Origin of the sequence: Candidatus Protochlamydia sp. R18 (assembly GCF_000648255.1) — a bacterium.
GTDB lineage: Bacteria > Chlamydiota > Chlamydiia > Chlamydiales > Parachlamydiaceae > Protochlamydia > Protochlamydia amoebophila.
Genome location: NZ_BASL01000763.1, coordinates 1 through 1,088 on the forward strand (window position 1 = coordinate 1; position 1,088 = coordinate 1,088).

1 protein-coding gene is annotated in these 1,088 nt (G+C 34.7%); it reads right to left on the reverse strand.

Annotated features, from left to right (window positions below; all coding sequences use genetic code 11):
- Positions 1-179: 179 nt before the first annotated feature.
- Positions 180-1,010 (reverse strand): peptidase C39 family protein, encoded by an 831-nt coding sequence (locus TY19_RS10165; RefSeq protein ID WP_052354905.1) that lies wholly within the window; start codon positions 1,008-1,010, stop codon positions 180-182.
- Positions 1,011-1,088: the final 78 nt, after the last annotated feature.

Genomic DNA, 1,088 nt, shown 5'->3' on the forward strand with positions numbered 1-1,088 from the left:
AACCTAAAAAGCCATCTATAAACTTAGCAGAGCAGCATTGCCTGTTGTTAATGGCTGCCTAAAAACCCAAAATTCAGTTTATTAACCTCCTTCAATTGAATAAGCAATTACTTAAAATCAAAGATTCACAGATGATAGGACAGAAAAATAGTTTACTTATGAAGATTTGATTTAAAATCTTACTGATCAAAAACATAAACGATTCCTTTTCGTCTACCCCAAGCTACTAGAAAATCATCCAAAGCATATGTGACATGGGTTAACTCATTTGTAGAAAACGCTGGATCCATACAAAATACTTCTTGTTTTTTTGAATCATACCCTTTCACCACTAATAGGTGTCCTGACTCATAAGGAAGAGCACTGCCTTTTAATGGTCCTTTTATGCTTACTACAACAGGATATCCTTTACGTAATTGATCAACAATTTGATTAAAATTTGTAAAGCGAGCTACAAAGCAATTCCAAGGATTTCCGAGTTTGTGGGAAGCTTGTGCAGTGTTTAAAATCCAGCTCCCATATATATCGAATGCAGAGTCTATAACGGTATCTGCAAATTCAAGCGGTGAGAGATTCAAAGAATTTGATAAAAACCGTATTACAGCAGTTGTAGAAGTTGGTGAGCATAAACGCAAGTGACGTTCATCGGGTAAAGTAATTTGAGAAAGTCCAGCAATTTCTAAGTTAATGAATATATTTTCGAAAGCGGTTGCACTAACTTTATGTGTAGTATGATCTGTAGCAGAAATATGCAACGTTCTAAATTGCTCTAAAGAAGCATTATCTTTCGCTATTACACGAATTCGGAATCCGTTCGCTTTATTGCCTTTTAGAACCTCAACAATATTTTGACAGACTTGTAAGTTTGCTTTAGATAATTTTTTTTTAAATGTATATTGATCATGGGCACCCCAAAACGCATAATCAAGCCATGGAGACCATTTTTTAATAAACAAACTTACTTGAATTAAGTATGACCCCTCTACTGGCCTTTTTGCATCCCAAGACACAATTAATTCATCAAAAGAATTTAATAACCTGAATTTTGGGTTTTTAGGCAGCCATTAACAACAAGCGATGCTGCTCTG